Here is a 13,478-nt window from a genome sequence, read left to right as displayed (position 1 = left end):
AGAGTACCACGAATATATAAATACAAAGGTAGACTGGAACCCAGCCTACCTATTTACTACTGTAGTGTTACAGGAGGGAACCCTGATTTTTTATTTTTTGCGACGAACTACTGGTGCAGCTTTATCCAATACACCATTAACAAATTTATGGCTATCTTCCGCACCGAACACTTTAGCAAGCTCAATACCTTCATTGATTGCCACTTTGTAAGGAACATCTTCACGGAAGCTCAATTCAAACATTGAAACGCGCAAAATCGCTTTTTCTACCTGCCCTAACTCTTCGAGCTGACGAGATAAATAAGGCGCCATTAGTTGATCAAGTTTAGCTGCATTAGTAGCAACACCAGATAACAGTTCACGAAAATATTTTACGTCAACGTCTGACATGTCCTGATCAGCAATAAACTCATATTCGACTTCGGCAATTGGATTGCCAGATAATTGCCATGAATAAATGGCTTGAACAGCACACTCACGAGCGCGGCGACGAGCAGCAGGTTTCACAAGATTCCCCTTAAAATAAAAAACGATACACAAAATTATTCGGGCATATAAAAAACTAAGCTAATCAATACACTCAGTGGTATTAGTTAACTTCACTACAGTCTATAGCCCGAAGTAAAATGTGTATTACTTGCCTTTAATGGCTTTAATTACATTGATCATTTCTAATGCAGTCAGTGCAGCTTCAGCACCTTTATTACCAGCTTTAGTCCCTGCTCGTTCAATGGCTTGCTCGATATTTTCAGTGGTTAACACACCAAAAGTAACGGGCACTTCGCTATTCATTGCGACATGAGATAAGCCTGAGCTGCATTCACCAGCGACATATTCAAAGTGAGCTGTACCACCACGAATAACAGTACCTAATGCGATAACGGCATCATATTTTTTTGTTTCAACCAGCGCTTTTGCCGTTAACGGTAGTTCATAGGCACCTGGAACCCAAACAATGGTAATGTTGTCATTCGAAACTTGACCAATACGTTCTAACGCATCAACAGCGCCATCCAGCAGACTATCATTAATAAAGTTGTTAAAACGAGCGATAGCGATAGCAATACGCGCTTGTGGCGCAGCAACAACACCTTTAATTACGTCCATAGCCTTCCTCTAATATTAATTATAACCCGCGGGGCGCGGATTTTATCACATTCTTTCATGTACCGTATGTATGATTTTCAAAAAACACACTTACCATACGGGACGAAGCCTGACGCGCAGGTCTTCACCGACCTTTTCTACATCAGTAAATTCAAATTTTGGCGCTTCAATTAATGAATCGAGGGGAGGTAAATCAACCAAACCTCGGGCACTGTTCCCAAGTAATTTAGGGGCAATATACACAATTAATTCATCAACTAAGCCTAGTTTCAACAATGAGCCTGCTAATTTTGCACCTGCCTCTACCCAAATACTATTCACATTCCGTTTGGCAAGTTGCATCATCAATATGACGAGGTCTGTACCATTTTCATGTGCAGGGATGCTAATTTGCTCGACATCCCCTTGCCATGAGCAGCCGATATCGGGATTAGAACGCACCAACCAACATTCACCTGCTAATTGAGTGACTTTATGGTTAGCGGTGACACGATTATGGTTATCCAGCACAATGCGAATAGGTTGACGTAATTGGTCTTCTGGGTAGATTTGCTGAACGTCCGTTGGCAGTTCGTTCCAACGAACCGTTAAAGAAGGGTCATCGGCGATAACCGTACTACTAGTGGATAAAATAGCGCTCGCTTGTGCGCGAAACGCCTGCACATCTTTGCGAGCCGCAGTACTGGTAATCCACTTACTTTCCCCTGACTCAAGGGCTGTTTTACCATCCAATGACGCTGCTAGCTTTAATTGGATATAAGGAAAACCAGTACGCATACGTTTCAAGAAACCACGATTCGCAGCTTCAGCTTGGTCTAAAAGCACGTTACTACGCGTTTCAATCCCTGCCTGAGATAACATATACAAACCACGGCCAGCAACTTGTGGGTTTGGGTCTTGCATCGCAGCAACAACGCGACTGACCCCTGCATTAATTAATGCTTCCGCACAAGGCGGTGTACGACCATGGTGGCTGCATGGCTCAAGGGTGACATAGGCTGTTGCCCCCTGAGCTTTTTCTCCGGCCATCCGTAATGCATGTACTTCTGCATGAGGCTCACCCGCTTTTTGGTGGTAACCCTCACCAACAATTTCACCGTCACGTACAATTACACACCCAACATTCGGGTTCGGTGATGTTGTAAAGCGCCCTTTTCGTGCAAGCTCAAAAGCGCGAGCCATATAGATGTCATCTTGTTCTATCATTTGCGTTAGTCCTGTAATTTAGCGATTTCTTCGCCAAACTCACGCACATCTTCAAAACTACGGTAAACAGAAGCAAAACGAATGTAAGCGACTTTATCGAGTTTTTTTAACTCATCCATGACTAAGCTACCAATAAGTTTAGAAGGAACTTCACGTTCTCCTGTAGCACGAAGCTGGGATTTAATTGAAATAATCGCTTGTTCAATGTCATCAGAGCTGACGGGGCGTTTTTCTAGCGCTTTTTGCATACCGCGATTAAGTTTTTCTTCATCAAACGGTTCGCGTACATCGTCACTTTTAATAACCCGAGGCATCACGAGTTCAGCCACCTCAAAGGTCGTGAAACGTTCATGACAAAGCAAACATTGGCGGCGCCTACGGACTTGTGCGCCTTCACCAACCAGACGCGAGTCGATGACTTTCGTATCTACAGCTGAGCAGAATGGACAATGCATAACGTTTCCTGGATCTATTTACGGAGACATAGTTTACCCTACTATGCAATAAAAAACACCCTAGAAGATGCCTCCTAGGGTGCTCGTAACTCTTCATATTTCGTGCTGTGAGGGTGTTGTTAGCTGCATTGCGCTACCCTTAGTCACATAGTTTATTATGCTCCTCGAGATATCACTCGTTTGCAGCCAACTCACGGCACCAACTATTTGAAGTGCTAATTGGCTTAGCCAGTTTTAAATTAAGGCAGTAATGACTCTTGGTCTGCACCTTCTTTTTCGACTTTCGCCTGCATCAAGTGCTCGCGTTTCATTCCCATCTTCAGTGCTAATGCAGAAGCCACATAGATAGATGAAATAGTACCGATGGTTACACCGATTAACATAACCAATGAGAAGCCTTCCAGCATAGTGCCACCGAACAGATACAGCATCAGAACCACTAACAACGTTGTGGCCGATGTCATGATGGTACGGCTCAATGTTTGTGTTAAAGAGACGTTCATGATTTCGTACGGCGTACCACGACGAATTTTACGGAAGTTTTCACGGATACGGTCAGAAACAACGATACTGTCGTTCAGTGAGTAACCAATTACTGACATCAGTGATGCCACGATTGTCATATCTATTTCGATATGAAACAGAGACAAAATACCTAATGTGATCACCACGTCATGAGCGAGAGACAATACAGCCCCCGCGGCTAATCGCCATTCAAAACGAAAGCCGACATATACCAAGATACAAATTAGTGCAGTTAACAGTGCTAAAGCCCCTGTTTGCGCTAATTCGGCCCCGACACTCGGCCCAACGAATTCAATGCGTTTTACCGTCGCTTTATCATCTACACTCTGGTTAATGATGGTGATAATTTCTTTACCAACCTCTTGACCCGCAGCGCCTTCGATTGGCGGGATACGGATCATGATGTCACGGCTGCTACCAAAGTTCTGGATTAATGGATCTTTATGAGCCGAGTTAGACAAGCTGTCTCGAATTTTATCCAAATCAGCAGGCTGACTTAAGTTGATCTCGATAACTGTCCCCCCAGTGAAATCTAACCCCCAGTTAAAACCTTTGAGGCCGATAATCACAAAAGAAGCGATCAGTAATACGATAGAAATACCAAAGGCAACGTTGTCCCAGCGCATAAAGTCATAGACTTTACGACCATAGTTCAATTGTTCAACAGAATAATCCTGTGCCACAACGTGCTCCTTAAATTGACAGCTTGTTAATACGTTTACCACCATAAAGCAGGTTCACGATTGCACGTGTACCAACAATAGCTGTAAACATAGAGGTTGCGACACCAATCGCTGTCGTAATCGCAAAGCCTTTAATCGACCCTGTACCCACTGCATAGAGAATAATAGCCGTGATTAATGTCGTTAAGTTTGCGTCTGTAATACTTGAGAAGGCGCCTTTATAACCTTCATGAATTGCTTGTTGAACAGACCTTCCGTTCCGCAGCTCTTCTTTGATACGTTCGTTGATAAGAACGTTGGCATCGACTGCAACCGCAAGGGTGAGGACGATACCAGCAATACCTGGCATAGTTAGTGTCGCCCCCGGTAACAGAGACATAACCCCAACAATTAATACCAAGTTCGCCATCAGCGCACTACTGGCAATCAAGCCAAATTTACGATAGTAAATAATCATAAATAGAATTGATGCTAATAGACCCGCGATACAAGCTTTCAGGCCTTGTTCGATATTTTGCATACCCAAAGTTGGGCCGATGGTACGCTCTTCGACAATTTGGATTGGCGCAATCAACGCCCCCGCACGTAACAATAATGAAAGTTGACGAGCTTCTGTACCATTGTTGATGCCTGTGATACGGAATTTGCTACCAAAGCGAGCCGAAATACGTGCCGCGTTGATGACTTTTTCATCTTTCACTAAAATTGAACGGCCTGCTGCATCTTTTTTACCACTGTCTTTGTATTCAACAAACAGGGTTGCCATCAGTTTGTCTTGGTTATCACGCGTAAAATCGGACATGATAGAACCACCAGAACTATCAAGGCTGATGCTTACTTGTGGTGCACCATTTTCATCGGCTTCAGATGTTGAATCCGTAATATGATCCCCCGTTAAGATAACACGCTTATACAGTACATAAGGCATGCCTTCACGGTCATATTTCACTTCTGAATCACCTGGCACACGGCCACGTTCAGCAGCGGATGAATCAACACTGGTATTCACCAAACGGAATTCTAATGTTGCTGTAGCACCTAAAATCTCTTTTGCTCGAGCGGTGTCTTGAATTCCGGGTAATTCAACAACAATACGGTCAGCACCTTGACGTTGGACAAGTGGCTCAGCAACCCCTAATTGGTTTACTCGGTTGCGGATGATGGTAATATTCTGAGAAACCGCATAGTTACGAGCTTCACGTAAGCGCTCGTCGGTCATCACAGCGATCATCGTGTTGTCGCTACCATCACTAAACACTAAGTCTGGATATTTACGTGCTAGTGCTTTTTCTGCTTGGCTACGATCATCTGCGTTACGGAAACGGACTTCAACGCTATAATCATTGCCTTTACGAATAGAAGAGTACGCAATGCCTTCTTGACGCAGGTCATTACGTAAACCATCCATGTTTTGTTCCTGCAATTTACCTAATGCAGTGTCCATATCAACTTCCATCAGGAAGTGAACCCCACCACGCAAGTCAAGGCCGAGCTTCATCGGCTCACCGCCGATCATTTCAAGCCACTTAGGCGTCGCAGGTGCAAGGTTTAATGCAACAACATACTGATCACCTAGTGCATTCATGATCACTTCACGAGCACGTAACTGAACATCAGAGTTGTTGAACCGGGCTAAAATTGCCCCATTTTCCAGAGAGATTGATTTGCTCTGAATTTTATCATCTTGTAACGATTTTTGGATTTGGATCAGCGTTTGTTCATTGGCGGCGGTTCCCCGCACGCCAGTGATCTGAACAGCCGGATCCTCACCATATAGGTTTGGAAGCGCATAAAGCAGACCGATGAGGATCGCACAGATCAACATCAGATACTTCCACAAAGGATAACGGTTTAGCACGGCAGTTCCCTTCGGGAGAATCAGAATTAAATTGCTTTCATTGTGCCTTTAGGTAAAACAGCAGCAACGAAATCACGTTTGATGGTTACTTCTGTGTTCTCACTCAGTTCAAGAACCACATAACCGGTTTCAGATACTTTAGTCACACGCCCGATTAAACCGCCAGTTGTTAAAACTTCATCACCTTTAGTGATAGATTCCATCAATTTACGGTGTTCTTTCGCACGCTTTTGCTGTGGACGCAAAATCATGAAATAGAAGATCAGAGCGAAAACAACAAGCATGATAACCATAGTATATGGGCTACCTTGCGCTGGCGCACCTGCTGACGCTGCTGCTTCAGAAATAAAAAAACTCATTCAACTTTCCTCATTGTTTTATTGAAAGCAATTTAAAAATATACTCTATAAATACTTCGAATTACATAAAGCTAATAAGCGCATGCGCCTCAAAGTATGGTAAGTATCAGATTGATATGCTACACAGATTAGTAGCATTTCGCACTTAAATTCACTCGATATTTAATGAAGGTTCGGGTTTACCAATCTTCTGGTAGAAATCTTTCGCAAACTCTTCAAATTTTCCATTTTCGATTGCTTGGCGAATACCGGCCATCAAACGTTGATAATAACGTAAATTATGAATGGTATTGAGCCTTGCACCAAGAATTTCATTACACCTATCAAGGTGATGTAAATAAGCGCGGCTATAATGGCGACAAGTATAGCAGTCACAATCGGCATCCAGTGTCGATGTATCTGATTTATACTTAGCATTACGAATTTTTACCACGCCATGTGTGACAAATAAATGCCCATTACGTGCATTTCGTGTCGGCATCACACAATCAAACATATCAATGCCACGGCGAACACCTTCCACTAAATCTTCCGGTTTGCCCACCCCCATTAAGTAACGTGGTTTATCTGCCGGAATTTGAGGGCAAACATGCTCTAAGATGCGGTGCATATCTTCTTTTGGTTCGCCTACAGCTAGGCCGCCTACAGCGTACCCATCGAAGCCAATTTCCACCAGCCCCTTAACTGAAATATCTCGTAAATCTTCGTAAACGCTGCCTTGGATAATGCCAAATAGTGCATTTTTATTGTTCAATTCGTCAAAACGTTGGCGGCTACGAGCAGCCCAACGTAACGACATTTCCATTGATGTCTTTGCGTAATCCCAATCTGCCGGATATGGCGTACACTCGTCAAAAATCATCACAATATCTGAACCGAGGTCGTACTGAATTTCCATTGATTTTTCAGGGCTTAGGAAAATTTTCTCACCATTTATTGGGTTACGAAAATGCACGCCCTCCTCTTTAATTTTGCGCATTGCGCCAAGACTAAAGACTTGGAACCCCCCTGAATCCGTCAATATCGGCCCCTGCCATTGCATAAAATCATGAAGATCACCATGGAGCTTCATGACCTCTTGCCCTGGACGCAGCCACAGGTGGAAAGTATTCCCTAGAAGAATTTGAGCACCCGTTTCTTTTACTTCTTCAGGTGTCATGCCTTTTACAGTACCGTAGGTGCCTACTGGCATAAACGCGGGGGTTTCTACCACACCACGCTCAAATACTAAGCGACCACGACGTGCATTGCCGCTAGTCGTTTGTAATTCATATTTCACGTTTGCCTCCAAGCATCAGAAAAACAGTCTGATGCTGTCGATAATATTAATTTGCTAAGCAAGCAGCCAACGCCACCGCTCGAACTGATTATTCCCCAATTTTTTCGAATGGTGCATTCGCATTGGGTGTGATGAACATAGCATCACCGTAACTAAAGAAACGATACTTTTGTTCAACCGCCTCTTTGTACGCATTGATAGTATTTTTATATCCCGCAAACGCAGAAACCAACATAATTAATGTTGATTCTGGTAAGTGGAAATTAGTGATAAGTGCGTCTATCACTTGATATTCATACCCGGGATAAATAAAAATCTGGGTATCATCAAAAAATGGAGCAATCAAGGCATCTTGGCTAGCTTTAGCCGCACTTTCCAGTGAGCGCACAGACGTTGTCCCTACAGCAACAACGCGATTGCCACGCGCCTTACAGGCTAATACCGCATCAACCACATCTTGTGGCACTTCCGCATATTCGGAGTGCATAATGTGATCTTCGATAGTATCAACACGAACAGGTTGGAAAGTACCTGCGCCGACATGTAAGGTAACAAATGCCATTTCAACGCCTTTTTGGCGCAAAGCTTCAAGTAAAGGCTCGTCAAAGTGCAAACCCGCCGTTGGCGCTGCTACAGCCCCCGGTTTTTCACTATACACAGTTTGATAAAGCTCTTTATCCGCTTCTTCATCAGGCCGGTCGATGTAAGGGGGTAATGGCATATGACCAATTTGGTTTAAAATGCTCAAAACATCCCGTTCATCATCAAAACGCAGTTCAAATAAGGCACCGTGACGCGCCATCATCGTGGCTTTGACACTTTCATCTTCACCCAACAACAGTTCAGCCCCCTCTTTCGGTGCTTTTGATGCGCGAACATGGGCCAATACACGGTGTTGATCTAACATACGCTCAATGAGAACTTCAATTTTACCGCCGCTGACTTTGCGACCAAACAACCTTGCTGGGATCACGCGGGTATTATTGAATACCAGTAAATCCCCTTTCTCCAATTTTTCTAGAACATCTGTAAAAACACCATGCGTTAGCTGCCCCGAGCTTCCATCCAGGCTTAATAAGCGGCAAGCGCTACGTTCCGCCTGTGGATAGTGGGCAATCAGTTCTTCAGGTAATTGAAAAGTAAAATCAGAAACACGCATTGTATTGACATCAATCTAAAAAAACAGGCGACTAGTCTAGTGCCGCACCGCCTTTGGCGCAAGAAATAAGCGCAAAATAGTATAAATATTCGCCATTATTTAACAAATATTTTGTTAGCAAAAAATTCTGCGTACTATTTATCCATTCAAAGAATGAATTATTTCTGTTTTACTAAGATTTCATGACAAATTTATTTCAATCTTTTTTCTTTTGTTTCTCAATACTGATACCTATAAGCTGCAAATTAAGGAAGGTTTTTTACTCCATTTTCAAGTCATGCCCTGTAAGTTTCGAATTAAACGTAATTACTGCTATAGTTTGAGCAATCAAAAAGTTAGCTAAGCTGCGCTACATGTCCTATGGGTTTCGAATCACAGGTAGGCAGCAAGTAAAGATATCCCGATGAGCATACATGAGTATGTGATTCGGGTGGCTTTACAAAGCTAACACCCCAGTGGTTTGAAAGACGACGGACATTTTAAAGTGAATTATTTAGCACACCTACACCTCGCTCATATCGCCCATAGTTCCCTATTGGGTAACATCATGGCTGACTACGTCCGCGGTAACCCTACTGGGCGATACTCACCTGAGATTGTCGCGGGTATATTTATGCACCGAACCGTCGATAGGGTCACCGACACTCACCCGCTAGTCAAAGAAGCGAAAGGCCTATTTCGTGATGAGTACCGCCGTGTTGCCCCTATTACATTAGATTTAGTCTGGGATCATTTTTTATCGCTACATTGGTCAACTCTTGAACCGACTCTGCCACTAGTAGATTTTGTGCGCTATTGCCGAAAAACAATTGAACCTCAACTGTGTCATACTCCTGAAAAATTCCAAGAGTTAAATGAATACTTGTGGCCACAACACTGGCTAATTCGTTATGCAGATAAAAACTATATAGGCAAATCACTCAATGGTATGGCCAGAAGGCGGCCAAAACTGGGGGCGCTAAGTGGTTCATTTGATGATTTTTTATTGCAATATAATCAGCTTGAAAATATTTTCTTCCAATTCTACCCACAAATGATGGCAAACGCGCTGCAACATTTTTTTGTACAAGATGTCACAATTAATACAAAGTAATAAATTAAAGCTTGCACTTTAATGGAATAAAACTATCTTATTGATATTAATTTCATAAAGCATTATGATTGATAGGCAAAACCTATCACAATAATTGGTTTAAATGCCTTTATTATCAAAAGATAATTCCTTATTCTTTTGGAAGTCTATGTCCTAAATATCCGTTTAGATTAAAAATGGATAAGGGCAAAAAACCTTTAATTCAAACTCATAGGAGTAAATTATGGTTCTGGTAACACGTCAAGCCCCTGACTTTACTGCTGCTGCTGTTTTAGGTAACGGTGAAATTGTTGATAACTTCAACCTGAAAAACCACCTGAACGGTCGTCCAGCTGTCATCTTCTTCTGGCCAATGGACTTTACTTTCGTTTGCCCTTCAGAGCTGATCGCATTTGACCACCGCTACGAAGAATTCAAAAAACGTGGTGTTGAAGTGGTTGGTGTTTCTTTTGACTCTGAGTTTGTTCATAACGCATGGCGTAAAACCCCTGTAGATAACGGTGGTATCGGTGAAGTTAAATATCCGATGGTTGCTGATATCAAACGTGAAATCATTAAAGCATACGGCATCGAACACCCAGATGCAGGTGTTGCACTGCGTGGTTCTTTCCTCGTCGATAAAAACGGTATTGTTCGCCACCAAGTAGTTAACGACCTACCATTAGGCCGTAACATCGATGAAATGATCCGTATGGTTGACGCTTTACAATTCCACGAAGAGCACGGTGATGTATGCCCAGCTCAGTGGGAAAAAGGTAAAGAAGGCATGAATGCATCTCCGAAAGGCGTTGCTGATTACCTGACTAAAAACTCTACCAAACTGTAATCAGTGATATGAGTTTTTAAAAAGCGGGCAGATGCCCGCTTTTTTATTTGCCTAAAATCCCCATTATTCGCTACATATCATTACGTCAGAAAGTTCCCAAATCACGCCAAAACCCCACTTTCCCCCCTCATTCTTACTGTAAACCCTACTCCATTTATAATATGGTTACATTTAGCGACATTTAGTTACAAATTCATCATTTTTAGATGCTCCAATTAAACTATCGCATCTTTAATTTAAATAAAAATAACGAAAACTAGGTATAGGAAAATGAACTTAAAACTCGCAGCCTCAGTGGCTATTATCAGTGCATTGCTTGCTGGCTGTGACAACAGCCAAACCGCATCTGAAAGTAACTTCAAAAAATCCATCCAAGACTACCTTGATACTAGAAAAGTTATTTGCATCAATGTCGGTCAAATGCCAGCAGGCTTTATCACGAAATTTAGCGCTCGTAATATTGAACAACTCGATACCTTAGTTGATGCGGGCTTGCTAGCTAAAGCTGAAAAACAAGTCACCATGAAAGACATGTGGAGTGGGGAACATACTGGCGAAGGGGTTGAATATACGCTGACTAGTGAAGGTGAGAAATTCTACGACGAAAAACAATCTCAATTTTCAGGACGCGGTAGCTTTTGCACTGGCAAATTAGTCGTCAATGAAGTCACAAACTTTACTGAACCCGCTGAACGCGGTGGGCAGAAAATCTCTATAGCCAACTATACCCAAAAACTGGAAGATGTGGCTCCATGGGCTAAAAATGAAAAAGTGATGGCGGCTTACCCGCAAATTCAATCAGCACAAACACATGCTGAGCGTGCACAACAAAGCCCTCTCATTTTAACCAATAATGGCTGGGTCCACATGTCGTTGTTTAACAAAAAATAATATACTTTACGGGCTCTTTTTGAGCCCTTTTCCTATCCATATTTAATCCCTGCTTATTCATAAATAACCCTACCAAGTTAACACTTATTAACTCAAATATTCAACATTCCGCACTATTGTATGCTATACATTAAAAACACAAATAATTAACAAATCATTCATATTATTAATTTGTGTTACATCAAACCTTACCTTAACTGGGAGATACTAATGATCAGAACATCATTACGCCCTGCTGCTTTATTACTTTCCTTATTATTTTCAACTCAACTCTTTGCCGCATCAGAACCTGCCGTTGAAGCCAAGAAAGGCATGGTTGTTTCATCCCAACATTTAGCCTCGCAGATTGGTGCGGATATCCTCAAATCTGGTGGTAATGCGATAGATGCAGCTGTTGCTGTCGGTTATGCCCAAGCGGTTGTGAACCCATGCTGTGGTAATATTGGCGGCGGCGGCTTTATGACCATTCATTTGGCAGATGGAAAAGATTTATTTATCAACTTTAGAGAAACCGCTCCTGCCGCAGCAAGTGCTGATATGTATCTCGATAAAGAGGGTAAGTTAATCAAAGATGCCAGCCTGTATGGCTACCTAGCTTCCGGTGTACCGGGAACGGTCAAAGGCTTAGACTACGCCTTAGAAAAATATGGCACAATGAGCCGTCAACAGGTGATGGAGCCTGCTATCAAATTAGCTAGAGAAGGTTTTGTACTAACCCGTGCAGATACCGATGTGTTAGACACAACCACTGAGCGTTTTAAACAAGACCCAGAAGTCGCACGTATCTTCTTAAAACCTAATGGTAGCCCTTATCAACCGGGCGATTTATTAGTGCAAAGCGATTTAGCCAATACCCTAGAAAAAATTGCTAAAAATGGGCCTTCCGCCTTCTATGAGGGAGAAATCCCCAAAATTATCGAGGAAGCCTCAAAGAAAAATGGCGGTATTTTGACGGCAAAAGACTTTGCAGATTATACCATCACAGATACAACCCCTATTAGCTGTACCTATAGAGGTTATAAATTCATTTCGGCGCCACCCCCAAGTTCTGGAGGCGTTACCATTTGCCAAACCCTCAATATTTTAGAAGGCTATGACCTCAAAGAAATGGGTTTTAATTCTGCGGATTATATCCATACGCTAACTGAAGCTATGCGCCATGCTTATATGGATAGAAATACCTTCCTTGGTGACCCTGAATTTGTAGATAACCCAACAGAAAAACTACTGAGTAAAACTTACGCGGAAGAATTACGTAAGGAAATAAAACCTAATCAAGCAACACCATCAACTCAAGTTCAACCGGGTATGGGACCACACGAAAAACCAGAGACGACGCACTATTCTATCGTTGATGAAAAAGGTAACGCAGTTTCAACTACTTATACTATCAATGGTCGCTTTGGTTCTGTCGTGATCCCACCGGGGACAGGCTTCTTTCTAAACGATGAAATGGATGATTTTACGACTAAAGTGGGAGAAAAAAATCTATATGGTTTAGTACAAGGTGAGCGCAATTCTATTGCTCCGGGTAAACGCCCCCTGTCCTCAATGAGCCCAACCATTGTGACCAAAGATGGCAAGGTATTCTTAGTATTAGGCTCGCCTGGTGGCTCAAGAATTATTTCTATCACCTTACAAACAGCATTAAATATTATTGACCACGGTATGCCACCACAAGAAGCTGTTAATGCACCGAGGGTCCATCATCAATGGTTACCAGATGAAGTGTATTATGAGCAAAGAGGTGTCTCTAAAGATAGCTTAGCCCTGCTTGATAAAATGGGTTACAAGATGGTTGAACAAACCCCTTGGGGCGCAGCTGAGCTGATTATGGTCGCCATTCCAGAAGGGGCTGGCGTCAGTGCCAAATCATCAGGCAATGATTCTGCTGTTTCAGGAAAAGTACGTGAAGGCTTTATTTATGGCTCTAACGATGTCCGACGCCCTGCTGGGAGTGCCGTTGGGGTTGACTAATACCTGAAAAAAATGCCCCCGCCATAATGACGGGGGCATTTAAACTTGCGAACAAAGAAG

13 protein-coding genes are annotated in these 13,478 nt (G+C 42.8%); 4 read left to right on the top strand and 9 right to left on the bottom strand.

Annotated features, from left to right (window positions below):
• Positions 1-90: 90 nt before the first annotated feature.
• The 9 genes from nusB to queA form a co-directional block, all read right to left on the bottom strand.
• Positions 91-507 (bottom strand): transcription antitermination factor NusB, encoded by a 417-nt coding sequence (nusB, locus tag ACHB7C_RS18435; protein WP_042846944.1) that lies wholly within the window; start codon positions 505-507, stop codon positions 91-93.
• Between the two features lie 126 nt (positions 508-633).
• The gene (gene ribE, locus ACHB7C_RS18430; RefSeq protein ID WP_042846945.1) at positions 634-1,107 is read right to left on the bottom strand and encodes a 6,7-dimethyl-8-ribityllumazine synthase; all 474 of its coding nucleotides are present in this window, start codon (positions 1,105-1,107) and stop codon (positions 634-636) included.
• Between the two features lie 90 nt (positions 1,108-1,197).
• A complete protein-coding gene (gene ribD / locus ACHB7C_RS18425) occupies positions 1,198-2,313 on the bottom strand; it encodes a bifunctional diaminohydroxyphosphoribosylaminopyrimidine deaminase/5-amino-6-(5-phosphoribosylamino)uracil reductase RibD (RefSeq protein ID WP_042846946.1) in 1,116 nt (371 codons plus the stop codon).
• A gap of 5 nt (positions 2,314-2,318) precedes the next feature.
• Positions 2,319-2,768, bottom strand: coding sequence for a transcriptional regulator NrdR (gene nrdR / locus ACHB7C_RS18420; RefSeq protein WP_042846947.1), 450 nt, complete (start codon positions 2,766-2,768; stop codon positions 2,319-2,321).
• A 239-nt stretch (positions 2,769-3,007) separates the two neighbouring features.
• Positions 3,008-3,976 (bottom strand): protein translocase subunit SecF, encoded by a 969-nt coding sequence (gene secF, locus ACHB7C_RS18415; RefSeq protein WP_042846948.1) that lies wholly within the window; start codon positions 3,974-3,976, stop codon positions 3,008-3,010.
• A 10-nt stretch (positions 3,977-3,986) separates the two neighbouring features.
• A complete protein-coding gene (gene secD / locus ACHB7C_RS18410; RefSeq protein ID WP_071547706.1) occupies positions 3,987-5,834 on the bottom strand; it encodes a protein translocase subunit SecD in 1,848 nt (615 codons plus the stop codon).
• A 26-nt stretch (positions 5,835-5,860) separates the two neighbouring features.
• A complete protein-coding gene (gene yajC, locus ACHB7C_RS18405) occupies positions 5,861-6,193 on the bottom strand; it encodes a preprotein translocase subunit YajC (RefSeq protein WP_004905542.1) in 333 nt (110 codons plus the stop codon).
• 151 nt (positions 6,194-6,344) lie between these two features.
• Positions 6,345-7,472 (bottom strand): tRNA guanosine(34) transglycosylase Tgt, encoded by a 1,128-nt coding sequence (tgt, locus tag ACHB7C_RS18400; protein WP_042846950.1) that lies wholly within the window; start codon positions 7,470-7,472, stop codon positions 6,345-6,347.
• 88 nt (positions 7,473-7,560) lie between these two features.
• The gene (queA, locus tag ACHB7C_RS18395; protein WP_042846951.1) at positions 7,561-8,631 is read right to left on the bottom strand and encodes a tRNA preQ1(34) S-adenosylmethionine ribosyltransferase-isomerase QueA; all 1,071 of its coding nucleotides are present in this window, start codon (positions 8,629-8,631) and stop codon (positions 7,561-7,563) included.
• Positions 8,632-9,115: 484 nt separating this feature from the next.
• Here queA and ACHB7C_RS18390 point away from each other — a divergent pair, with 484 nt between their 5' ends.
• The 4 genes from ACHB7C_RS18390 to ggt all read left to right on the top strand — a co-directional run bounded on the left by ACHB7C_RS18390 (position 9,116) and on the right by ggt (position 13,418).
• Complete coding sequence (locus ACHB7C_RS18390) at positions 9,116-9,724, top strand: ACP phosphodiesterase (protein WP_042846952.1); 609 nt, start codon at positions 9,116-9,118, stop codon at positions 9,722-9,724.
• 223 nt (positions 9,725-9,947) lie between these two features.
• Positions 9,948-10,550 carry a peroxiredoxin C gene (locus ACHB7C_RS18385; RefSeq protein WP_042846953.1) on the top strand — a complete coding sequence of 201 codons (603 nt, stop codon included), beginning with the start codon at positions 9,948-9,950 and terminating at the stop codon, positions 10,548-10,550.
• Between the two features lie 270 nt (positions 10,551-10,820).
• Entirely contained in the window at positions 10,821-11,441 is a 621-nt protein-coding gene (locus tag ACHB7C_RS18380) for a hypothetical protein (RefSeq protein WP_042846954.1), read from the top strand.
• Positions 11,442-11,651: 210 nt separating this feature from the next.
• Positions 11,652-13,418, top strand: a complete 1,767-nt coding sequence (gene ggt / locus ACHB7C_RS18375; protein ID WP_071547704.1) for a gamma-glutamyltransferase — start codon at positions 11,652-11,654, stop codon at positions 13,416-13,418.
• Positions 13,419-13,478 lie beyond the last annotated feature (60 nt).

The organism is Providencia sp. 2024EL-00732 (assembly GCF_044006275.1).
Lineage (GTDB): Bacteria > Pseudomonadota > Gammaproteobacteria > Enterobacterales > Enterobacteriaceae > Providencia > Providencia huashanensis.
This window is presented reverse-complemented; position numbering and strand designations above follow the sequence as displayed.